Annotated in this window: 19 protein-coding genes and 1 riboswitch; of the genes, 5 read left to right on the forward strand and 14 right to left on the reverse strand. The window is 66.5% G+C overall.

Going from position 1 to position 21,453, the window contains the following annotated elements:
* Positions 1 to 4: 4 nt before the first annotated feature.
* The 5 genes from lapB to cmk form a co-directional block, all read right to left on the reverse strand.
* Positions 5 to 1,180: a lipopolysaccharide assembly protein LapB gene (lapB, locus tag MJ605_RS18510; RefSeq protein ID WP_243043022.1), complete on the reverse strand. Its 1,176-nt coding sequence runs from the start codon at positions 1,178 to 1,180 to the stop codon at positions 5 to 7.
* Positions 1,177 to 1,443, reverse strand: coding sequence for a LapA family protein (locus MJ605_RS18515; protein WP_243043023.1), 267 nt, complete (start codon positions 1,441 to 1,443; stop codon positions 1,177 to 1,179). Before MJ605_RS18515 ends, lapB begins: the two co-directional genes overlap by 4 nt.
* A 180-nt stretch (positions 1,444 to 1,623) precedes the next feature.
* Positions 1,624 to 1,911: an integration host factor subunit beta gene (locus MJ605_RS18520; protein WP_243043024.1), complete on the reverse strand. Its 288-nt coding sequence runs from the start codon at positions 1,909 to 1,911 to the stop codon at positions 1,624 to 1,626.
* A 70-nt stretch (positions 1,912 to 1,981) separates the two neighbouring features.
* A complete protein-coding gene (gene rpsA, locus MJ605_RS18525) occupies positions 1,982 to 3,655 on the reverse strand; it encodes a 30S ribosomal protein S1 (protein WP_243043025.1) in 1,674 nt (557 codons plus the stop codon).
* Positions 3,656 to 3,826: 171 nt separating this feature from the next.
* Positions 3,827 to 4,507: a (d)CMP kinase gene (gene cmk / locus MJ605_RS18530; protein WP_243043026.1), complete on the reverse strand. Its 681-nt coding sequence runs from the start codon at positions 4,505 to 4,507 to the stop codon at positions 3,827 to 3,829.
* Between the two features lie 117 nt (positions 4,508 to 4,624).
* Here cmk and MJ605_RS18535 point away from each other — a divergent pair, with 117 nt between their 5' ends.
* The 4 genes from MJ605_RS18535 (at position 4,625) to ykgO (ending at position 8,575) form a co-directional block, all read left to right on the forward strand.
* Complete coding sequence (locus MJ605_RS18535) at positions 4,625 to 4,882, forward strand: acyl-CoA-binding protein (RefSeq protein ID WP_243043027.1); 258 nt, start codon at positions 4,625 to 4,627, stop codon at positions 4,880 to 4,882.
* Between the two features lie 192 nt (positions 4,883 to 5,074).
* On the forward strand, positions 5,075 to 7,093 hold the full coding sequence (locus MJ605_RS18540) for an NADPH-dependent 2,4-dienoyl-CoA reductase (protein WP_243043028.1): 2,019 nt from the start codon (positions 5,075 to 5,077) through the stop codon (positions 7,091 to 7,093).
* A gap of 332 nt (positions 7,094 to 7,425) precedes the next feature.
* Positions 7,426 to 8,322 (forward strand): LysR family transcriptional regulator, encoded by an 897-nt coding sequence (locus tag MJ605_RS18545; protein ID WP_243043029.1) that lies wholly within the window; start codon positions 7,426 to 7,428, stop codon positions 8,320 to 8,322.
* A gap of 127 nt (positions 8,323 to 8,449) precedes the next feature.
* Entirely contained in the window at positions 8,450 to 8,575 is a 126-nt protein-coding gene (gene ykgO / locus MJ605_RS18550; protein WP_008215056.1) for a type B 50S ribosomal protein L36, read from the forward strand.
* 240 nt (positions 8,576 to 8,815) lie between these two features.
* Here the strand turns inward: ykgO and greA are convergent, their stop codons facing one another.
* The 3 genes from greA to carA are packed head-to-tail and all read right to left on the reverse strand — an operon-like array spanning position 8,816 to position 13,648.
* Positions 8,816 to 9,295, reverse strand: a complete 480-nt coding sequence (gene greA / locus MJ605_RS18555; RefSeq protein WP_243043030.1) for a transcription elongation factor GreA — start codon at positions 9,293 to 9,295, stop codon at positions 8,816 to 8,818.
* Entirely contained in the window at positions 9,292 to 12,519 is a 3,228-nt protein-coding gene (carB, locus tag MJ605_RS18560) for a carbamoyl-phosphate synthase large subunit (protein WP_243043031.1), read from the reverse strand. Before carB ends, greA begins: the two co-directional genes overlap by 4 nt.
* Complete coding sequence (gene carA / locus MJ605_RS18565) at positions 12,512 to 13,648, reverse strand: glutamine-hydrolyzing carbamoyl-phosphate synthase small subunit (protein ID WP_243043032.1); 1,137 nt, start codon at positions 13,646 to 13,648, stop codon at positions 12,512 to 12,514. The genes carB and carA overlap by 8 nt, the downstream gene beginning before the upstream one ends.
* A gap of 213 nt (positions 13,649 to 13,861) precedes the next feature.
* Here carA and MJ605_RS18570 point away from each other — a divergent pair, with 213 nt between their 5' ends.
* The gene (locus tag MJ605_RS18570; RefSeq protein WP_243043033.1) at positions 13,862 to 14,557 is read left to right on the forward strand and encodes a 2OG-Fe(II) oxygenase; all 696 of its coding nucleotides are present in this window, start codon (positions 13,862 to 13,864) and stop codon (positions 14,555 to 14,557) included.
* A 78-nt stretch (positions 14,558 to 14,635) separates the two neighbouring features.
* Here the strand turns inward: MJ605_RS18570 and MJ605_RS18575 are convergent, their stop codons facing one another.
* The 6 genes from MJ605_RS18575 to dnaK form a co-directional block, all read right to left on the reverse strand.
* On the reverse strand, positions 14,636 to 15,637 hold the full coding sequence (locus tag MJ605_RS18575; protein ID WP_243043034.1) for a sodium:calcium antiporter: 1,002 nt from the start codon (positions 15,635 to 15,637) through the stop codon (positions 14,636 to 14,638).
* 76 nt (positions 15,638 to 15,713) lie between these two features.
* Positions 15,714 to 15,870, reverse strand: a riboswitch (yybP-ykoY riboswitch).
* A gap of 52 nt (positions 15,871 to 15,922) precedes the next feature.
* Positions 15,923 to 16,831, reverse strand: a complete 909-nt coding sequence (gene pdxY / locus MJ605_RS18580; protein WP_243043035.1) for a pyridoxal kinase — start codon at positions 16,829 to 16,831, stop codon at positions 15,923 to 15,925.
* A gap of 63 nt (positions 16,832 to 16,894) precedes the next feature.
* Entirely contained in the window at positions 16,895 to 17,707 is an 813-nt protein-coding gene (dapB, locus tag MJ605_RS18585) for a 4-hydroxy-tetrahydrodipicolinate reductase (RefSeq protein WP_243043036.1), read from the reverse strand.
* Between the two features lie 166 nt (positions 17,708 to 17,873).
* Positions 17,874 to 19,001: a molecular chaperone DnaJ gene (gene dnaJ, locus MJ605_RS18590; protein WP_243043037.1), complete on the reverse strand. Its 1,128-nt coding sequence runs from the start codon at positions 18,999 to 19,001 to the stop codon at positions 17,874 to 17,876.
* Between the two features lie 79 nt (positions 19,002 to 19,080).
* Positions 19,081 to 19,245 carry a four helix bundle protein gene (locus MJ605_RS18595; RefSeq protein WP_243043038.1) on the reverse strand — a complete coding sequence of 55 codons (165 nt, stop codon included), beginning with the start codon at positions 19,243 to 19,245 and terminating at the stop codon, positions 19,081 to 19,083.
* 257 nt (positions 19,246 to 19,502) lie between these two features.
* Complete coding sequence (gene dnaK, locus MJ605_RS18600) at positions 19,503 to 21,425, reverse strand: molecular chaperone DnaK (protein ID WP_243043039.1); 1,923 nt, start codon at positions 21,423 to 21,425, stop codon at positions 19,503 to 19,505.
* Positions 21,426 to 21,453: the final 28 nt, after the last annotated feature.

Consider the following 21,453-nt stretch of genomic DNA (forward strand, 5'->3'; position numbering starts at 1 on the left):
CGCCTCATTCGTTGGCGACGCCATGGATCGGGCGGATCGTGCTCCAGCTCTTGCAGCTGGGGCACTGCCAGTGATGCGCCTTGGCGCCGAAGCCACAGCGGCTGCAGCGATACATCGCCTGCCCTTCCAGCAGCTTCCTGGTGAGGTCGCGCAGGATCAGGAAGTTTTCCCGCGCTTCGCCTTCGATCTTGTCCATGGTGGCGTCGATCAACGCCATCAGGCCGCGCACCGAGGGACGCTGGCGCAGTTGCGAGGTAAGGAACTCGATCGCCGTGCGCTCGCCATCGCGCTGCTGGTAGAGCCGCGTCAGCGCCAGCACCGGCGAGATGCCGTGATAGCGCTCGAGGATGTCGCGCAGGAAGTGCTCGGCATGTTCCATCTGCTGCGAACGCGCGTAGCTATTGAGCAGCGGCGGGAGGATCTCCGGCACGAAGGCGATGTCCGCGTCCACCGCCTGTTCATAGGCCCTGGCCGCCTCGGCATGCTGCCCTTCCTCGGCATGCAGGCGTCCGGTCAGCATGAAGGCGCGCACGCAGTCGGCCTGGCAGGCGAAGGCCTGGCGCAGGTACTCGCGCGCTTCCTGGCGGGCGCCATGCTGGCGCGACTGCTCGGCCAGTTCGCAGTAAAACTGGGCGATCATGCCCGACTCGTCCTCGCCGGTCATCGCCTCCAGCCGGCGCGCGTGCTCGATCGCCTTGTGCCAGTCGCGCTCGTGCTGGTAGATCGCGATCAGGTGCCGCAGCGCCGAGGGCGCATGCGCATCCATCGCCACCAGGTCGGAGAACAGCGTCTCGGCGCGGTCCAGCAGGCCCGCGCGCATATAGTCCTCGCCCAGTTCCAGCAGGGCCACGGTCTTCATCGCGTCGGACAGGCCGGGCCGCGAGACCAGGTGCTGGTGCAGCCGGATCGCCCGGTCCACCTCGCCGCGGCGGCGGAACAGGTTGCCCAGCGCCAGATGGGTTTCCACCGTGTCGCGGTTGTACTCGGCCAGCTTGAGGAACACCTCGATGGCCTTGTCCTGCTCCTCGTTGAGCAGGTAATTGAGGCCACGGAAATAGTCCGAGGACAGCTCGCTGACCTGCGCGCCCGAACGCCGCGCCCCCGCCTTGCGGGCCGTCCACCAGCCACTGGCGAATGCTGCGGGTACCAGCAGGAGGAGTACGTACAGGAGCGCGCTCATGCACCAGCCGGGTTGGTATGGGCCTTGCCATCGGCGGCGGCCGCCTGGCGCCGTTGCCGGCGATGCCGCGAACTGACGCCGAGCCAGGCGGTGAGACCGCCCAGCAGCCAGCCGATCACCAATGCCAGCAGCAGCGCCGCTCCCTTGGGCAGCGGCAGCCGTACGAATCCCAGGTCGTAGCTCACCAGGTCGGCGTTGAGCGCCCCCAGCACGATGCCGGCGGCGACGAACAGCAGGAGGATCAGCGTCACAATCAGTCGCATGCGGCGACTTTACCCGATTGCCCGTGAGCGTCACAGGCGTGCATGGGGGAGGCCTTCAGAAATCGCATAGCGCGCCGGATTCGAAGGCCCGCCCCAGGGATTCCAAAAAAGAAGGCAGGCCCGGCCCGAGAGGCCCGCCTGCCTTCGACCTGTCCGGAGACACCGCCCATGGAGGCGGCATCACTCCAGATTCATATTGACGCGCTCGCGCAATTCCTTGCCTGGCTTGAAGTGCGGGACATGCTTGCCCGGCAGTGCCACGGCCTCACCCGTCTTGGGGTTGCGGCCCATGCGCGGCGGACGGTAGTGCAGCGCGAAGCTGCCGAAACCGCGGACCTCGATGCGCTCGCCGTTGGAAAGCGCGTGGCTCATCTGCTCGATCACGCTCTTGACCGCCAGTTCCACATCCGCGAACGCGAGATGGGTCTGGCGCCGTGCCAGCGCCTCGATCAATTCGGATTTGGTCATGGGTCCCCAATGTCCGTGACGTGAAACCACGGGGCGGCCATAAGCCGCCCCGCATTCCTGCAACTACTGCTTAGTCGGCCTTGTTGAGCTGCTCCTTGAGCAGCGCACCGAGCTTGGTCGTGCCACCGGAGGTGTTCGAGTACTCGGCCATGGCGTCGTGCAGTTCTTCTTCGTCCTTCGCGCGGATCGACAGCTGCAGCTGGCGGCCCTTGCGGTCCATGCCGGTGAACTTGGCTTCGACCTTGTCGCCCACCTTCAGGTGCTGGGTCGCATCGTCGATGCGCTCCTTGGCGATGTCGTTGGCGCGCAGGTAACCCTCCACGCCTTCGCCCAGGTCGATCACGGCACCCTTGGCGTCCACTTCCTTCACGGTGCCATTGACGATGGTGCCGCGCGGGTTGGTGGCCATGAACTGGCCGAACGGATCCTGCTCCATCTGCTTGATGCCGAGGGAGATGCGCTCGCGCTCCGGATCCACGGCCAGCACCACGGCCTCGATCTCGTCGCCCTTCTTGAAGTTGCGCACGAGGTCTTCGCCGGAAGCCTGCCAGGAGATGTCGGACAGGTGGACCAGGCCGTCGATGCCGCCGTCCAGGCCGATGAAGATGCCGAAGTCGGTGATCGACTTGATCTGGCCGGACACCTTGTCGCCCTTCTTGTGCATGGCGGCGAAGGCTTCCCACGGGTTCGAGCGGGTCTGCTTGATGCCCAGCGAGATGCGGCGACGCTCTTCATCCACGTCCAGCACCATCACTTCGGTCTCGTCGCCGACCTGCACGACCTTGGCCGGGTTGACGTTCTTGTTGGTCCAGTCCATCTCGGACACGTGGACCAGGCCTTCCACGCCCGGCTCGATCTCGACGAAGCAGCCGTAATCGGTGACGTTGGAGACCTTGCCGAACAGGCGGCTGCCGACCGGGTAGCGGCGGGCGATGGCGACCCACGGATCGTCACCCAGCTGCTTGAGGCCCAGCGACACGCGGTTGCGCTCGCGGTCGTACTTCAGCACGCGGACGTCCAGCTCGTCGCCGACGTTGACGACTTCGGACGGATGACGCACGCGCTTCCACGCCATGTCGGTGATGTGCAGCAGGCCGTCGATGCCGCCCAGGTCCACGAACGCGCCGTAGTCGGTGAGGTTCTTGACCGTGCCCTTGACCACCGCGCCCTCGGTCAGGCGCTCCAGCAGCTTCTCGCGCTCCTCGGAGAACTCGGTCTCGACGACGGCGCGGCGGCTGACCACCACGTTGTTGCGCTTGCGGTCGAGCTTGATGATCTTGAACTCGAGGTCCTTGCCTTCCAGGTAGACCGGATCGCGGACCGGACGTACGTCGACCAGCGAGCCCGGCAGGAACGCGCGGACGTCCTTGATGTCGACGGTGAAGCCGCCCTTGACCTTGCCGGAGATCTTGCCGGTGATGGTCTCTTCCTTGTCGAAGGCCTGCTCGAGGTCGTCCCACACCATGGAACGCTTGGCCTTCTCGCGGGAGAGCTTGGTCTCGCCGAAGCCGTCTTCGAGGGCGTCGAGGGCAACCTTCACCTCGTCGCCGACCTGCACTTCCAGCTCTCCGTTCTCGTCCTTGAACTGCTCGATCGGGACGATGCCTTCGCTCTTGAGGCCAGCGTTGATCACGACGACATCGTTGCGGATTTCCACAACGATACCGGTGACGATCGCGCCCGGCTTCAGCTTGGAGATGGCCTGTTGGCTCTGTTCAAACAGCTCGGCAAAACTTTCAGTCATGTTGATTCCAGAAATGAGAAAAGGCCTTAGGTCCTGTGCTTGCCGTGTGGCATGGCGCACGGACGGTCGGCCCACCGGTTATGGGTGCTCGGGATCGCTCCCTTGGCACCGTTGACCATGTACCCCGACTTTCGGGCCGGGGCGCCAAAAGCCGCCGGCAGTCCCTTCACGTCAGGACTGCACGACAGCCAATACTTTCGCGACGACGTCGTCGATGCCCATGCCGGTGGTGTCGATGAAAACCGCATCCGCGGCCGGCTTGAGCGGCGCGACCGTCCGCGAGGCATCGCGGGCGTCGCGCGCTTCGATCTCGCGCTTGAGGGTGCCAAGTGTAACGCTGAGACCCTTTTCCTTCAACTGCTTATAGCGCCTTTGGGCACGCTCGGCGGCGCTGGCCGTCAGGAATACCTTGTAAGGGGCGTCAGGGAAGATCACCGTGCCCATGTCACGGCCGTCGGCGACCAGTCCCGGAGCCTTGCGGAAGGCCAGCTGCATGTCCACAAGTGCCTGACGCACCGAAGGAATCGAGGCGATCGCCGAGGCTGCCGCGCCGGCCGTCTCGGTACGCAGTTCGTCGGTGGCGTCATGGCCGTTGACCAGCACCCGGGTGTCGCTGCCGTCCGCCACCGCCTGGAAGCGGATCCGGGTTTCCCGGGCGCAGCGGGTGACCGCCTCGGTGTCGGACAGGTCCAGCCCCTCGGCCCCGGCCGCGTAGCCCACCGCCCGGTACAGCGCCCCGGAATCCAGCAGGCGCCAGCCGAGCCGCTCCGCCACCAAGCGGCTGACCGTGCCCTTGCCCGACCCCGAGGGGCCGTCGATGGTCAGCACGGGAACGGACGGGGACGGACTCATGGGGACTCCTGACGGCGACGAAGGAAAACGCCTATGCTATCGCGTTGGTCCTCGCACGGAACGCGGGATGCACCGTTGCCCCCTCCCAGTCCGTACGAAACCATGCAAGTCCACACCATGACCGATCTGCGTCGCGAATTCGAACAGGCCGCCGAAGACATCCAGCGCCTGGCGCAGCGACCGGACAACGACACCCTCCTCCGGCTCTACGCCCTCTACAAGCAGGGCTCGGAGGGCGACGTGCACGGCGAGCAGCCGGGCTTCTTCGACTTCGTGGGCACCGCCAAGTACGAGGCCTGGGGCCAGTTGCGCGGCACGCCGGAGGATGAGGCCATGCAGCGCTACATCGACCTGGTGCGCGAGCTGCTGGGTTAGGCGATGGGGGGAATGGGGGGCGGGGACGCCAAGATCCACCTCCTCAAGCCCGCAGCAGGGAATTTTGCTGACACGCCATGGGGCGCCACAGTTTTTGCGCCCCCACTACCCATCCCCCATCTCCCGCTCTTGCTTTCAAACGTCCTTCCCAGGCACATTCATACGATCGTTTGAACCTCCTCGACGGTCCGCATGAATTTCCCCCACCTGTTCGCCCCGCTCGACCTCGGGCATACCATCTTGCCCAACCGCATCCTGATGGGCTCGATGCATACGGGCCTGGAGGACAAGGCCAGCGACTACGACAAGCTCGCCACCTATTTCGCCGAGCGCGCCCGAGGCGGCGTGGGCCTGATGGTGACCGGCGGCATCGCGCCCAGCATCCGCGGCTGGCTCAAGCCCTTCGGCGGACGCCTGTCGATGCCCTGGCACGTCGCCCGCCACCGCAAGCTGACGCGGGCCGTGCATGCCGAGGGCGGCAAGCTGTGCATGCAGATCCTGCACGCGGGCCGCTATGGCTTCCATCCCCTGTCGGTGGCGCCCTCCAGGATCAAGTCGCCGATTACGCCATTCACCCCGCGCGCGCTGACCCCGCGCGGGGTGGAGCGCACCATCGGCGACTTCGTGCATTGCGCGCAGCTGGCCCAGGACGCCGGCTACGATGGCGTCGAGGTGATGGGCTCGGAAGGCTACCTCATCAACCAGTTCCTCGCCGCCCGCACCAACCAGCGCAGCGACGCCTGGGGCGGCAGCGCCGACAAGCGCATGCGCTTCCCGGTCGAGATCGTGCGCCGCACGCGCGAGGCGGTCGGCCGCGACTTCATCATCATCTACCGCCTGTCCATGCTCGACCTGGTCGAGAACGGCCAGAGCTGGGAGGAAATCGTCGCCCTGGCCAAGGCCATCGAGGCCGCGGGCGCCAGCCTCATCAATACCGGCATCGGCTGGCACGAAGCGCGCGTGCCCACCATCGTCACCGGCGTGCCGCGCGCGGGATTCGCCTGGGTGACCCGCAAGCTCAAGGGCGAAGTGTCGATTCCGCTGGTCACCACCAACCGCATCAACATGCCGGAGGTGGCCGAACAGGTGCTTGCCAGCGGCGAGGCCGACATGGTCTCGATGGCACGGCCGCTGCTGGCCGACCCCGAATGGCCCCGCAAGGCCCAGGCCGGACGCAGCGAGCGCATCAACACCTGCATCGCCTGCAACCAGGCCTGCCTGGACCACGTGTTCCAGAATCGCCGCGCCAGTTGCCTGCTGAACCCGCGCGCCTGCCACGAGACCGAGCTGGCGATCACGCCCGCGGCCACGCGCAAGCGCATCGCCGTGGTGGGCGCGGGCCCGGCCGGCCTGGCCTGCGCCAGCACCCTGGCCGAGCGTGGCCACGCGGTCACCCTCATCGACCGGGCCGGCGAGATCGGCGGCCAGTTCAACGTCGCCAAGCGCATCCCCGGCAAGGAAGAATTCCACGAGACGCTGCGCTACTTCCGCCATCGCCTGGAAGACACAGGCGTGACGCTGCGTCTGGGCCAGGCTGCCGACGCGTCCTCGCTGACCGCCGGCGGCTACGACGAGGTGGTGGTGGCGACCGGCATCACGCCGCGCCGGGTCAGCTTTCCCGGCAGCGACGACCCGCGCGTGCTGGGCTACCTGGACGTGCTGGCCCACGACAAGCCAGTGGGCCGGAAGGTGGCGATCATCGGCGCCGGCGGCATCGGCTTCGACGTCGCCGAGTTCCTGGTGGAACGCCAGCCTTCGCCCAGCCTGGACGTCCGCCGCTGGTCGCACGAATGGGGCGTGGACATGTCGCTCGAAGCCCGCGGCGGCCTGGCCCCGCCCGAGCCGGAGCCGCCCGCCCGCCAGGTCTGGCTGCTCCAGCGCAGCGAGGGCCGGCCGGGCGCTCGCCTGAACAAGACCACGGGCTGGGTCCACCGCGCCACGCTCAAGGCCAAGCGCGTCGCCATGCTGGGCGGCGTCACTTACGAGCGCTTCGACGACCAGGGCCTGCACATCACCGTGGACGGCCAGCCGCAGGTGCTGCCGGTGGACCACGTGATCGTCTGCGCGGGGCAAGAATCCAACCGGGGCCTTGCCGATACCTTGCTGGCGGCCGGCATCAAGACCCATGTGATCGGCGGGGCCGACGTGGCCGCCGAACTCGACGCCAAGCGGGCGATCGACCAGGGAACGAGGTTGGCCGCCACCTTGTAGGCGCGTCCCCAGTGTGCGGCCAGTTCCTGCCGAGGTGGGTCGCGCACAGGGTGCGCTCCCACAAAAAAGCGGACGGCAGAAACGACGACGCCCGGCTCCAAGGCCGGGCGTCGTGCTGGAAAGGAAAGCGCCCCGCTGGGCGACGCGTCGATATGGGTCAGGGGGGAGGAAGACCAGATATCGCGGGGATAGCGTCGCAGCGGGGCGAGGGTCGCCGCCACCAGGGGGGAGGGGACGGTGGCGGGACAGGGAGAATCTTATGATCGACCTGTTATAGAAACAAATATATATTTAAGGCCGCACTTATATGTAAATCCTATTAAAGACCCCCTATGTTCGACTTCCGTCAGCTTCGTTACTTTGTAACTGTCGCGGAGGAGCTGAGCTTCACCCGCGCGGCCCAACGCCTCTACATTTCCCAGCCTCCACTTTCCCAGCAGATTCAGTCGCTTGAAGACGACCTTGGGGTGCGGCTGCTGGAACGGAACAAGCGCAACGTCTCCCTGACCGAACCCGGCAAGCTATTCCTGGAACAGGCGCGCCAGATCCTGGCCAAGGCCGAGGAAGCACGCGAACAGATGGCCGATGCGGCCACCGGCTTCAGCGGCAAGCTGCGGCTGGCCTATACGGTGTCGGTCACCTTCCACCCGGCACTGCCCCAGACCCTGCTGCGCTACCGCCGCTTCGCCCCCCAGGTACGGCTGATCCTCAGCGAGATGTATACCGAGCAACAGTACGCCGCCCTGCTGGCGGGCGAGCTGGACGTGGGCTTCGTGCGCGACCAGCCCTCGCACGAAGGTATCGCGCGAGGGCTGCGGCTGGACGTGATCGACCACGAGCCGCTGCTGCTCGCCCTGCCCTCCGATCATCCCCTGGCCGTGCGAAAAAGCATCTGGCTGCGCGAGGCGGCGATGGAGGCCTTCGTGGTGCAACCGCGCGAACTGGCCGCCACGCTGTACGACCGCCTGACCCAGATCGCCGCCAAGGCCAACTTCCATCCGCAGATCAGCCAGCACGCCCAGCAGATCAACGGCCTGCTGGTGCTGGTCGCCGCCGGCATGGGGCTGGCGCTGGTTCCCGCCTCGATGGGAACGGTGACCCTGCCCGGCGTCAGCTACCTGCGCCTGGAGGACCCCGACGCCTATATGCTGCTGGCCCTGGCCAGCCGCGCCGACGACCCTTCGCCCGTCGTGCGACGCTTCCTCAGCGCCATGACCGAGCCCGAATAGTCCGGCGCCAGGCACGGTTACCGTGCGCCTGGATTTTGCTCACCTCCCCAAGGACTTGCGCAGATTCATCCAATTGTTTACTATTTCGTTCTTGTGTTTCCTCTATCGTTAGTTTCAGGAGCTGGCCGTGAAGGTGCTTTCCTCTTTGAAGTCCGCCAAGCAGCGGCACCGTGACTGCAAGGTTGTGCGCCGTCGCGGCAAGGTGTTCGTGATCTGCAAGAGCAACCCGCGTTTCAAGGCTCGCCAGCGCTGATCTTCAGCTGCGACGAGTGACGGAAAAGGCCGCGCGAGCGGCCTTTTTTGTTGCCTCTCATCCGTCCCCGTCTCCTTGCAGGAGCGCACCCGGGCGCGAACACCACGCGGTTTGGTAACGGCAAAGCTCTGCGGTCGCGCACTGGGTGCGCCCCTATATCTGTCCAGCCGAATCAACAAGGGCCGCTTGCGCGGCCCTTGTTGTCACTCCGTCTTTTTCCGTGGGGCAGGAACGGGGGCACTACTCCCCGTAGCGCACGCCGGTGATCTCGTAGCGCTTCACGCCGTTCGGCGCCTTGAACTCAAAGCTGTCGCCCTCGCTCTTGCCGATCAGGGCGCGGGCGATCGGCGAGGAGACGGCGATCAGGCGCTGCTTGATGTCGGCCTCCAGGTCGCCCACGATCTGGTAGGTCACGGCTTCGCCGCTTTCCTCGTCCTCCAGGTCCACGGTAGCGCCGAACACCACGCGCGTGCCGGCGGCCAGGCGGCTGACGTCGATCACTTCCGCGGTGGACAGCGCCGCTTCCAGCTCGGCGATGCGGCCTTCGATGAAGCTCTGCTGCTCGCGCGCGGCATGGTACTCGGCGTTTTCCTTCAGGTCGCCGTGCGCGCGGGCTTCGGCGATGGCCGCGATGATACGCGGCCGGTCGACGGACTTGAGTTTCTCCAGTTCGCCGCGAAGACGCTCGGAACCCGTCTTGGTGATGGGAGCGCGACTCATGCTTTCAGTTCCTTGTGCAGTTCCTGCAGGCTGTGCACCTGGCCGTCGCCGTGGTAATCCAGCGAATGCACCAGCGCGCGCGCGCCCGCCACCGTGGTGGAGTACGTGACGCGCTGCTGCAGGGCCTCGCGCCGGATCGAGAACGAGTCGGCGATCGCCTGCTTGCCCTCGGTGGTGTTGACGATATAGACGATCTCGCCGTTCTTGATCAGGTCGACGATGTGCGGGCGGCCTTCGATCACCTTGTTGATGCGTTCGCAGGCCACGCCATGCTCGGCCAGGTACCTGGCCGTGCCCTCGGTGGCGACCAGGCTGAAGCCTCGCTCCAGCACCTCGCGCGCCACCGGCAGCAGGCGGTCCTTGTCGGCATCGCGCACCGACACGAACACCTTGCCCTTCGGTGGTGTCTTGATGCCGGCAGCGTCGTGACCGCGCGCGAACGCGGCGCCGAAGCTGCGGCCCACGCCCATCACCTCGCCGGTGGAGCGCATTTCGGGACCGAGGATGGGGTCGACGTTCTGGAACTTCAGGAACGGGAAGATCGCTTCCTTCACCGAGTAGTACTCGGGGATCACCTCACGCGTGGCCCCCTGCGCGATCAGCGAACGGCCGGCCATCGCGCGCGCCGCGATCTTGGCCAGCGGCACACCGGTGGCCTTGGACACGAACGGCACGGTGCGCGAGGCACGTGGGTTCACTTCAAGGATGTACACCGTGTCGCCCTGGATGGCGAACTGGGTGTTCATCAAGCCGACGACCTTCAGTTCCTTCGCCATCGCCGTGACCTGGCGGCGCATTTCGTCCTGCACCTCGGTCGTGAGCGAGTACGGCGGCAGCGAGCAGGAGGAGTCGCCCGAATGGACACCCGCTTCCTCGATATGCTCCATGATGCCGCCAACCAGCACGTTGCCGTCGGCGTCGGCGATGATGTCCACGTCCACTTCGACCGCGTGGTCGAGGAAGCGATCCAGCAGCACCGGCGAATCGTTCGACACCTGCACCGCTTCGCGGATGTAGCGCGAGAGATCGGCATCGCCATAGACGATTTCCATCGCACGACCGCCCAGCACATAGCTCGGACGAACCACCAGCGGATAGCCAATCTCGCGGGCCGAGGCCAGCGCTTCATCCGGCGTACGCGCGGTGCGGTTCGGCGGCTGCTTCAGGCCGATCTTCTCGATCATCTGCTGGAAGCGCTCGCGGTCTTCGGCGAGGTCGATGCTGTCGGGCGAGGTGCCGATCACCGGCGCGCCCGCCGCTTCAAGCGCGCGTGCAAGCTTGAGCGGCGTCTGGCCGCCGTACTGCACGATCACGCCCTTGGGCTTTTCGAGGTCGACGATTTCCAGCACGTCTTCCAGCGTCAGCGGCTCGAAGTACAGGCGGTCGGAGGTGTCGTAGTCGGTCGACACGGTTTCCGGGTTGCAGTTGACCATGATGGTCTCGAAACCATCCTCGCGCAGCGCGAGTGCCGCATGCACGCAGCAGTAGTCGAACTCGATGCCCTGGCCGATGCGGTTCGGACCACCGCCGAGCACGATGATCTTGTCGCGGTCGGTCGGGTTGGCTTCGCACTCTTCCTCGTAGGTCGAGTACATGTAGGCCGTGGTGGTGGCGAACTCGGCGGCGCAGGAATCCACGCGCTTGTACACCGGACGCACGCCCAGCGTGCGGCGCAGGTGACGCATGGCCGCCTCGTTGGTTTCAAGCAGCTCGGCCAGTCGTGCATCGGAGAAGCCCATGCGCTTGAGCTCGCGCATGCGCGCCGCATCGAGCGCGGTGATGCCCTGCGCCTGCACTACCTTCTCGGTCAGCACGATGTCCTCGAACGCGGCGAGGAACCACGGATCGACGCGGCTGAGGCCATAGACCTCTTCCAGCGTCAGCCCGGCGCGGAACGCATCGGCAAGATGGAACACGCGGTCGGGGCGCGGCTCGCGCAGCTCGCGCTTGAGCGCCACGATGCCTTCCTCGGTGGTGAGGTCCAGGCCGGTCGGGTTGAGGCCGGTCTTGCCGATCTCCAGGCCACGCAGCGCCTTCTGCAGCGATTCGTGGAAGGTGCGCCCCATCGCCATCACCTCGCCCACCGACTTCATCTGCGTGGTGAGGCGGGCGTCGGCGGACGGGAACTTCTCGAACGCGAAGCGCGGAATCTTGGTGACGACGTAGTCGATGGTCGGCTCGAACGACGCCGGGGTCAGGCCGCCGGTGATGTCGTTCTTGAGTTCGTCCAGCGTGTAGCCCACGGCGAGCTTCGCGGCGATTTTGGCGATCGGGAAGCCGGTGGCCTTGGAGGCCAGCGCCGAGGAGCGCGACACGCGCGGATTCATCTCGATGACCACCACGCGACCGTTCTCGGCATTGATGCCGAACTGCACGTTGGAGCCGCCGGTATCCACGCCGATCTTGCGCAGCACCGCGATGGAGGCATCGCGCAGGCGCTGGTATTCCTTGTCGGTGAGCGTCTGCGCCGGCGCGACGGTGATCGAGTCGCCGGTATGCACGCCCATCGGATCGAGGTTTTCGATCGAGCACACGATGATGCAGTTGTCCGCCTTGTCGCGGACCACTTCCATCTCGAATTCCTTCCAGCCGAGCACGGATTCCTCGACCAGCACCTCGCCCACCGGCGAGAGCTCCAGGCCGCGCTTGACGATCTCCTCGAACTCTTCGCGGTTGTAGGCAATGCCACCGCCCGAGCCGCCGAGCGTGAAGCTGGGGCGGATGATGGTCGGGTAGCCCACCTTGGCCTGGGTCAGCAGTGCCTGCTCGAAGGTGCGGACCACTTCGGCCTTCGGGCACTCCAGGCCGATCTCGGCCATGGCCACGCGGAACAGCTCGCGGTCTTCGGCCATGCGGATGGCTTCGCGCGAAGCGCCGATCAGCTCGACGTTGTACTTCTCCAGCACGCCGTGGTCGGCGAGGTCCAGCGCGCAATTGAGGCCGGTCTGGCCGCCCATGGTGGGCAGCACGGCGTCCGGTCGCTCCTTGGCGATGATGCGCTCCACCGTCTGCCAGTTGATCGGCTCGATGTAGACGGCGTCGGCCGTCTCCGGATCGGTCATGATCGTGGCGGGGTTGGAGTTCACCAGGATGACGCGGTAACCCTCTTCCTTCAGCGCCTTGCAGGCCTGTGCGCCCGAGTAGTCGAACTCGCAGGCCTGGCCGATCACGATCGGGCCGGCGCCGATGATGAGGATGCTCTTGATATCGGTGCGCTTAGCCATTCGTGCGGGCCTCCTGCATCAGTGCGGCAAAACGATCAAACAGGTAGCCGATGTCATGCGGACCCGGGCTCGCTTCCGGATGGCCCTGGAAGCAGAACGCCGGACGATCGGTGAGCGCGAAGCCCTGCAGCGAACCATCGAACAACGAGGTGTGAGTGACGCGCACGTTCGCCGGCAGCGTGGCCGGATCGACGGCGAAGCCGTGGTTCTGCGAGGTAATCAGCACGCTGCCGTCATCGAGATCCTTCACCGGATGGTTCGCACCGTGGTGGCCGAACTTCATCTTCAGCGTCTTGGCGCCGACGGCCAGGCCCATGATCTGGTGGCCCAGGCAGATGCCGAACAGCGGGATCTTCGCATCCAGGAACTGGCGCGTGGCTTCCACGGCGTAGTCGCAGGCCGCCGGGTCGCCGGGGCCGTTGGAGAGGAACACGCCATCGGGCTTCATCGCCAGCACGTTGGCGGCCGGCGTCTGCGCGGGCACCACGGTGATGTCGCAGCCCTGCTCGGCCAGCAGGCGCAGGATGTTGTACTTCACGCCGTAGTCGTAGGCCACGACCTTGAAACGTTTGGACGGCTGATTGAAGCGCGTGCGGTCGAGGTCGTAGATGCCCTCGTTCCACGGGTAGGACTCACCGACGCTGACCACCTTGGCCAGGTCCATGCCGTTCAGGCCCGGGAAGGCGCGCGCCTTGGCCAGCGCGACCTCGGCGTCGACCGTCTCGCCAGCCACGATGCAGCCGTTGAGCGCGCCCTTGTCGCGCAGGATGCGGGTCAGGCGACGCGTGTCGATGCCGGCGATGGCGACGATGTTATGGCGCTTGAGGTAATCGGGCAGGCTTTCGGCGCTGCGCCAGTTGCTCGCGCGACGCGGCACGTCGCGAACGATCAGGCCGGCGGCGTGCACCGTATCGGACTCGGCGTCCTCGACATTCACGCCGGTATTGCCGATATGCGGATAGGTCAGGGTGACGATCTGTCGGCTGTACGAGGGATCGGTGAGGATCTCCTGGTAGCCGGTCATGGCGGTGTTGAAAACCACCTCGCCGACGGTTTCGCCAGTCGCGCCCACGGCGTGGCCGTGGAACACGCTGCCGTCTTCGAGGGCAAGCAGAGCAGGAATAGGCATGAGAGGGCCGCCTTTAGGTGCAGCAAAGTCCGCAAGCCGCTGCGAAAGCAGCTTGTGGACCTTGGTCGAGGAACGTTTCAGGGCGGGTGGAAATGATAGGTGGAAGCGCCTCCCGTGTCCATCGGAAACAGCTGAACACAAGGCGGGGGAAAGCCCTATGGACAGCTGACCGTGGCGCTACACTAGCGCGGCCCCGTCCACGACCCGATCTCCATGAACTCAGCCGCGTTGCTCGATCCTTCCCGTCTTGACCGACCGGACACGGACATACGGCTGGAACCCTTTCCCTTCCTGATCGCCCATGGGCAACTGCCGGACGAGGCGCGCGCCGAGCTGGAACGGGATTTCCCCCTCTATGCCAGTGCCGGCTTCTTTCCCTACGACCCGGAAGACTGCGGCCCTTCGGTCAATGCCCTGGTGCAGCGGCTGAGTTCGGCCGAGTTCGCCAGCGCGATCGGCTCCCGGCTCGGCATTCCCGGCCTCGGGCAGTACCCCACCCTGATTACCCTGTGCCGTTCGTTGAACAAGCGCCACGGCACCATCCATACGGACAGCCGGTCCAAGGTGGCCACCGCCCTGCTCTACCTCAACAACCAGTGGCCGGACACCAGCGACGGTTGCCTGCGCTTCCTGGGCAGCATCGACAACATCGACGATATGATCGCGCCCGAACTCAAGCCGCTGTACGGCGAGTTCGCGGTGTTCAAGCGCTGCGACAACTCCTTCCACGGCCACCTGCCCTTCGAGGGCGAGCGCCGCGTCATCCAGGTGGCCTGGCTGACCAGCGAGGAGGAAAAGCTGCGCAAGACCAAGCGTGGCAAGTTCGCGCGCGCCTTCAAGAAGCTGGCCGGCGCGCTGGATCGCAAGTTCGGCGCCGGGCGCGATCGCAACGCGGCGCATAGAGACTGAGGCGAGGCCGGGTCGCGCACAGGGTGCGCTCCTACAGAAGCCTTGTAGGAGCGCACCCAGTGCGTGATCCAACCCTCCTCAACGGGCGAAATACCAGGCGATATAGGCGGCAAACACGCCGTACAGCAGCCCGACCGGCACCAGCCAGCGCGCATCCACGCGCCCGCGGCGGAACTGCCACCACAGGAAAACCACCGCCACGGCGGTCAGCACGCCGGCCACCATCAGCGGTGCATCGAACAGCCAAGGCGTGGCGAACAGCGCCAGCGAACTGGGAATGGTGGCCTGGATCATCATGGCGCCGGAGATATTGGCCAGCGCCAGCCGCTCCTTGCCCTGGCGCACCCAGATCAGCGCATTCATGGTTTCCGGCAGCTCGGTGGCCACCGGGCTAAGCACCAGCGCCACGAGGTGCGGCGAGAGCTGCAAGGCCAGGCCGATCGCCTCGATCTGCCGCACGAAGGTGTGCGAGGCCACGGCGATCACCGCCAGCGCCGCCAGCGTCTGCACTGTCACCCACCACATCGAGGGATCGGCCGCCCCGGGCCGGCACTTGAGCGGCTCCAGCGCCTCGTCTTCCGGCGCCGCGTCGTCGCTCTTCAGCTCGCGCCAGACATACAGCGCGTAGGCGGCCAGGAACAGCACGCCCAGCCAGGGCTTGAGGGCGAAGGTCACCAGGCCCGCGGCGCACTTGGCGATGAAGATCACCAGGAACCAGGACTGGTCGCGCGCCAGGCGCCGGTGCGCCACCCGCACCAGGTTGTCGGCACGCTGCAAGCGGCGGCGATTGGCCCACAAGGCCATGCCGACCACGGCGTAGGCGATGGTCGCCAGCACCAGCGGGCCGCCCAGCGCCGCGCCCACGCCGATGTCGCGCTGTTCCGGCGTGCGGCCCAGGATCACCGCGACGAAGGTGACGGCGCTCTCCGGCAGCGCCGTGCCGAACGCGGCGAGGATCGTGCCGGTCGCCGTGGCGCCCAGCCGGAGCTTGTGGCCGAACCATTCCACGCCATTGACGAAGTACTCGCAGGCGAGATAGATCGCGCCGGCGGAGAGCAGGAACAACAACAGGGTGAGCATGCTTTTTCCAGGGCCGGGCGAGCGGAAACCATTGGCTCGACGACGCGAGCTCGCCCGGCGAAGGTGAGCGCGTCGCGGCCAAAGGTCTCGCCGGGCTAACGGCACCGCAGGTGCCGTGGGCCATCCACGCCATGAAGCCTTCGCTTCAAGTCTGTTGACGCGGATTCCTCGGATTCGCCGGCCGGAACGGCGGGCGGATGGGGTGAGGATGGCTACTCCCCAATGACAACGGGCGGCATGGTACCGGCTAGGTTGGCTTGCCGACAAGCCAGCGCCTTCGCCGGCTCACGCAGGCACCGCGACGAAACGCCTCGCCTCCACCTGGCGCGAGGCAGGCGCCGCCACCGTGATATCCAGTTCCTCGTGCTGCGCGGCGAGCGTCGCCTCCAGTGCCGCATGCACGCCGGCCACCGCCCGTTCCAGGGCACGGGGCATCGGTTCGCCACCGAGCAGGCTGGCCAACAGCAGTGCCGTCAGCACGTCGCCGGTACCGGCCACGTCGATTGGCAGCTCCGGCGAGGCCACCTTCCATGCCTCGCCCTGGCTCACCGCCAGGGTCACCAGTTCGCCGGCGGCATTGCGCACGCTGTGCGTGACCACCCAGGCCGGTCCACGCGCGAGCAGGGCGCGGGCGGCCGCCAACCCTTCCGCTTCGGTCGCAGCGGCCAGGCCGCTCAGGCGCTCCAGCTCGAAGGCGTTGGGGCTGACCAGCCAGGCGCGCGGCAGCAGGCGCTCGCGGAACACGGCTTCCAGGCCCGGCTCCACGTAGGGGCCGGTATGCGTATCGCCGATCACCGGGTCGAGGCAGAAACGCAATCCAGGCGCTTCGTCCAGGACCTGCTCCACCCAGTCGGCGAACGCATGGCCGTTGTCGACACTGCCCAGGTAGCCGGACAGCAGCGCCCGGGCGCGACGATGCAGGCCACGCTCGCGCACGCCCAGCAGCAGGTCGCCGAACCAGTCGGACGGCAGCACCCGGCCGCGCAGCGTGGGATAGAAAGGTGTATTGCTCAGCAGCGTGGTGGGCACCTCGGCCACGCGCAGGCCCAGCTGGCGCAAGGGCGGCACCGCCGCGCTGTTGCCCGCATGGCCGTACACCAGCTGCGACTGCACCGAGATGATGTCCACCGGCGCGGGACCGTCCGGGCGCTGGCGGCGGCCGTGGACGAGATGGTCTTCGAGGGATCGGGTCATGGCGAGGCTTCGTCGATGGGGAAGATCCGCGTCACCTTGGCGTCGGCACCTTTCGCCCCGCCGTCACGCTTCCGGATGCAGTGCGCGCCCGGCCAGCATCGCATCGAGGTCGTATTCGCCCACCGGCCGGCCGCTGAGCCAATGCGCCGCCTCCAGCGCGCCCCGCGCGAAGATGGAGCGGTCGGTGGCCCGGTGCACCAGTTCCAGCCGCTCGCCCTGCCCCATCAGCCAGGCTTCGTGCTCGCCCACGATGTCGCCGCCGCGCACCACCGAGAAGCCGATGGTGCCGTGCTCGCGCGGTCCGGTGCGGCCCTCGCGCGCATAGACGGCGCTTTCCCGCAACGACGTGCCGCGCGCCTGCGCCGCACCCTCGCCCAGCGCCAGGGCGGTACCGGACGGTGCGTCTTCCTTGCGGTTGTGGTGGGCTTCGAAGATATCCAGGTCCCAGTCCGGCAGCGCCGCGGCGGCCTGGCGCAATAGGGAGGTCAGCACGGCCACGCCCAGGCTGAAATTGGCGGCGCGCAGCAAGGCGATGCGCTGCGACGAGGCGGCCAGCCGCTGGGCGAAGGTGGCGTCCAGTCCGGTCGTGCCGGTCACCAGGGCGACGCCATGCGCCTCGCAATAGGTCAGCGCCTCGGCAAGTCCCGCCGGGCCGCTGAAATCCACCACGACGTCGATGGCGTCCGCCTCCGGCCAATGGCGCGAGTAGCGCAAACCGTCCTCGCCGGGATAAGCGGGCTGGTCCAGCCGACTCGAACCGGCCGAGGTGATCGCCGCCACCACCACAAAGCGTGGATCCTTCTTCACCAGCGCCAGCAATGCCTGTCCCATGCGGCCGGTGGCGCCATTGATGGCGAGGCGAACGGGATGGCTCATGCGGGGCTCCTTCCGGGGAACACTGGGCTGACGGGAAAGAAGCGATGCTAGCGGTAGCCAGCCGGGACGTACACTGGACGGCCGGCAGGGGCGTCGCCGCGACCACGAAAAAGGCCGCCCTGGTTACCAGGACGGCCCCTCTGGCCAGCCAGCCGGGAACGGGCGCTCAAGACGTGACGCGCGACCAGAACTGTTTGACGCCATCGACCCAGCTCTTGGCGCGCGGCGTGTGCTTGTCGGCCTCGTCGTCGGCAAAGGTCGCCTCCAGCTGCTCGAACAGTTCGCGCTGCCGCCTGGTCAGGCGTACCGGCGTTTCCACCACCACGCGGCAGATCAGGTCGCCGGTACGGCTGCTGCGCACCGACTTCACGCCGCGGCCGCGCAGGCGGAACATCTGTCCGGTCTGTGTTTCGGGCGGGATGTTGATGGCGACTTCGCCATCGAGCGTGGGCACCTTGAGCTCCGCGCCCAACGCCGCCTGCGAGAAGCGGATGGGCAGCTCGCAATGCAGGTCGTTGCCGTCGCGCTGGAAGATGGCGTGCTCGCGCACGCGCACCTCCACGTACAGGTCGCCCGCCTCCGCGCCGCCGGGACCGGCCTCGCCCTGGCCCGCCAGGCGGATGCGGTCGCCGTTGTCCACGCCTGCCGGGATATTGACCGACAGTGCGCGCGTCTCCTGCAGCAATCCCTCGCCATCGCACTGCTTGCAGGGCTTTTCGATGGCCTGGCCGCTGCCGCCGCAATGCGGGCAGGTCTGCTGGATGGAGAAGATGCCGTTCTGCATGCGCACGCGGCCATGGCCGGCGCAGGTCTTGCAGGTCGCCGTCTTGCCGTCGGCCGAACCGGTGCCGTTGCAATGGTGGCAGTTCACCTGGGTGGGAATCTCGATCTTCTTCTCGGCGCCGAACACGGCCTCCTCGAGATCCAGCTCCATGATGTAGCGGAGATCCGAGCCGCGGCGCGGACGGCCGCCCCGACTGCCGCCCATGCCGAAGATGTCGCCAAAGATATCGCCGAAGATGTCGCCCATGTCGCCGAAGCCGGCGCCGCCGCGACCGCCCATGCCATGCTCGAAGGCGGCATGGCCGTGCTGGTCGTACAACGCGCGCTTCTGCGCGTCGGACAGCACCTCGTAGGCCTCCTTGGCCTCCTTGAACTTCTCCTGCGCGTGCGGATCGTCCGGGCAACGGTCGGGATGGTATTTCATCGCCAGCCGGCGGAAGGACTTCTTCAGCTCGACCTCGGTGGCGGTGCGCTCGACACCCAGGACTTCGTAGTAATCGCGCTTGCTCATGGTCAGCGAAGTCGGCCTTCGGCCTGGAAAGCCGGCGGCTTCGCCGCCTGTGAACAGTCAAGGGAGAAATTGCGGCGGGTCATGACTCAATACGCATTCGTTGAACTTTGATAAGGGAACCAAGTGTGATCCGGAGATCTTCCATATCGTCCAGAAGCGGTCCGGCATCCTGAAGGAATCGCAGGTTCTCGGCAATGCGCAGCTGAGTGTCGAGTTCAGCCAGCGATCCCCGGGCAACCAGCAAGAATCGGACAAATTCCCTGGCGCTTCCACGGCCGGCTCCTTCCGCGATGTCCGAGGGACGCTGACGGCAGCCCTGCGAATCTGCGAGACCAACCCAGACCGCTCAGCCGGAAGTCACCTGGTAAAGGCACACCACCAACTGCATGGCATCCTGCCAAACGCGTAAACCATGATGCGGCCGCGACATGCTCTTCCCTGTTCACCATTTACTGTTTACAGCGCAAGGGGCCTATTGGCCCCTTGCGCGACTTCACCCGCTTACTTCTTGTCGTCCTTGACTTCAGTGAACTCGGCATCGACCACGTCGTCGTGGGCCGCCGAACCCTGCTGCGCACCCGCGTGGCCCCCCGCATCCGGCTGGGCACCGCCCTGGGCCGCGGCATACAGCGCCTGGGCTACCTGCTCGAGCTTCTCGACCTTGGCCTCGATGGCCGCCTTGTCGTCGCCGTCCTTGACCTTCTCCAGGTCGGACAACGCGCCCTCGATCGTGCTCAGCTGGTCGGCCGGTACCTTGCCGCCGTGCTCCTTGAGCGCGCTGCGGGTGGCGTGCACCAGCTGGTCGGCCTTGTTGCGGGCGCCGACGAGCTCGTGGAACTTGCGGTCTTCTTCCTTGTTGGCCTCGGCGTCGGCCACCATGCGGTTGATCTCGTCCTCGGACAGGCCCGAACCCGCCTTGATCTCGATCTTCTGTTCCTTGCCGGTCTTCTTGTCCTTGGCCGACACATGCAGGATGCCGTTGGCGTCGATATCGAAGGTGACCTCGATCTGCGGCATGCCGCGCGGCGCCGGCTCGATGCCCTGCAAGTCGAATTTGCCCAGCGACTTGTTGGCGCTGGCGCGCTCGCGCTCACCCTGCAGCACGTGCACGGTCACCGCGGTCTGGTTGTCGTCGGCGGTGGAGAACACCTGAGAGGCCTTGGTCGGCACGGTGGTGTTCTTCTCGATCAGCTTGGTCATCACGCCGCCCATCGTCTCGATGCCGAGCGACAGCGGGGTGACGTCGAGCAGCAGCACGTCCTTGACCGAACCACCCAGCACACCGCCCTGGATCGCGGCGCCGACGGCGACGGCCTCGTCCGGGTTGACGTCCTTGCGCGGTTCCTTGCCGAAGAAGTCCTTCACCGACTCCTGCACCTTGGGCATGCGGGTCTGGCCACCGACGAGGATCACCTCGTTGATGTCGGACACGCGCAGGCCGGCGTCGTTCAACGCGGTGCGGCACGGATCGATGGTGCGCTTGACCAGGTCTTCCACCAGCGCCTCGAGCTTGGCGCGGGTCAGCTTGATGTTGAGATGCTTCGGACCGGAGGCGTCGGCCGTGATGTACGGCAGGTTCACTTCGGTCTGGTGGCTGGAGGACAGCTCGATCTTGGCGCGCTCGGCGGCGTCCTTCAGGCGCTGCAGCGCGAGCGGATCCTTGCGCAGGTCCATGCCCTGGTCCTTCTTGAACTCCTCGACCAGGTAGTCGATGACGCGCATGTCGAAGTCTTCGCCACCCAGGAAGGTGTCGCCGTTGGTGGCCAGCACCTCGAACTGCTTCTCGCCGTCCACCTCGGCAATCTCGATAATGGACACGTCGAAGGTGCCACCGCCGAGGTCGTACACGGCGATCTTGCGGTCGCCGCCCTTCTTGTCCAGGCCATAGGCCAGCGCGGCCGCGGTCGGCTCGTTGATGATGCGCTTGACGTCCAGGCCCGCGATGCGGCCGGCGTCCTTGGTGGCCTGGCGCTGGCTGTCGTTGAAGTAGGCCGGCACGGTGATGACCGCTTCGGTCACCGGCTCACCGAGGTAATCCTCGGCGGTCTTCTTCATCTTCATGAGGACCTTGGCCGAGATCTCCTGCGGCGCCATCTTCTTGCCGTCGGCCGTCTGCACCCAAGCATCGCCGTTGTCGTGCGCGACGATGCCGTAGGGCACGATGTGCAGGTCTTTCTGCACTTCCGCGTCGGTGAACTTACGGCCGATCAGGCGCTTCACCGCGTAGAAGGTGTTCTTGGGGTTGGTCACGCTCTGGCGCTTGGCCGGCGCACCCACCAGCACCTCGCCGTCCTTGGTGAACGCCACGATCGACGGCGTGGTGCGATCGCCCTCGGCGTTCTCGATGACCTTGACGCTGGTGCCGTCCATCACGGCCACGCACGAGTTGGTCGTGCCCAGGTCGATACCGATGATTTTGCCCATGTTGTCTACTCCCGAATCTTTAAGCGAC

Origin of the sequence: Dyella sedimenti (genome assembly GCF_022760995.1) — a bacterium.
Taxonomy (GTDB): Bacteria; Pseudomonadota; Gammaproteobacteria; order Xanthomonadales; family Rhodanobacteraceae; genus Dyella; species Dyella sedimenti.